The sequence below is a fragment of the Proteiniphilum sp. UBA1028 genome, assembly GCF_002316955.1.
GTDB lineage: Bacteria > Bacteroidota > Bacteroidia > Bacteroidales > Dysgonomonadaceae > Proteiniphilum.
The window spans coordinates 1,959-3,162 of record NZ_DCEN01000084.1 but is presented as its reverse complement, the minus strand read 5'-3'; the positions used below and the strand labels follow the sequence as shown (position 1 = coordinate 3,162).

At 52.1% G+C, this 1,204-nt stretch carries 1 protein-coding gene; it reads right to left on the bottom strand.

The annotated features are described in order from the left end of the window. On the bottom strand, positions 1-1,204 hold a 1,204-nt coding region (locus tag B3Z75_RS13395; RefSeq protein WP_294072765.1), incomplete at both ends, for a glycoside hydrolase family 2 TIM barrel-domain containing protein.

Below are 1,204 nucleotides of genomic sequence, written 5' to 3'. Positions count from 1 at the left end.
CCGTTAATTCAATCAACACCGGCTGATACACCTTCTTCACCTCCCAATATTTTGGAGTCACCGTGCGATCGGAAAAGACAACCCCATCCAGACAGAAATTATTGAGGTTGGGCCTGTCTCCGAAATCACCGCCATAGTTCACGATACGCTTTCCATCTTCTGCAGTGGTAAAGATACCCTGATCTGCCCACTCCCAGATAAATCCGCCCAGCATGCGCGGGTTGCTGTATATTTCATCCCAGTACTCCTTAAAGTTGCCCATCGCGTTGCCCATGGCGTGGGCATATTCGCTGGTAAGCACCGGCCGGTCATCATCTGTCCGTTCAGCGATGCTCAGCAGCCGCTCCCATCGTGCATTTTCGGCTCTCTCCCTGCTCTCCCCTTCGGGAATGTTGGGGTTGAGATACGCTTGTTGTAATCGCGGGTAGAAACGACTGATGATATCGACCGTTTCCGGGTCTTTCAGTTCATTCTGCGCTCCTTCGTAGTGAACGGGACGGGTAGGATCATAATCTTTCAGCCATGCCGATATAGCCGCGAAATTAAAGCCGTAGCCCGATTCATTCCCCATCGACCATACCACAACCGACGGGTGATTTCTGTCCCTTGCAGCCATCCTGATCGCCCTGTCCATGAATGCGTGGGTCCACTCTGTGTCACTGGCCAGCATTCCCCTCACTCCGTGCGTCTCAATATTGGCTTCATCCATCACATAGAGTCCGTACTCATCACACAACTCGTACCAGCGTGGCACATCCGGGTAATGAGCCGTACGCACCGCATTGATGTTTGCCTGTTTCATCAGCACTATATCGCGTATCATCCCCTCCTCGCTCATCACCTTTGCCGTGACCGGGTCATGCTCATGGCGGTTCACTCCCCGGAACCGTACCGGCTTGCCATTCACCAGGAAGCGCCCGTTTTCAATTTCAACACTCCTGAACCCCACACGCGTAGAGGCTTGCTCCACCACTCTGCCGGTAGAATCGTTCAGCGAGAGCACCAACGTGTATAGATAAGGGGTTTCGGCGCTCCATTTTTCGGGATTCTTTACTTTTGCGCTTAGCCAGGAGAACTTACGGATTCCTCTTTGCGGAAATCGATCGTTCATGATGGCAGCTCTATGGTCTGAATTGATAATGGAAACTACATCCTGTGATAAGATTGAATCCAAAACCGCATTGCCGGCAGCATCAAACAGGCG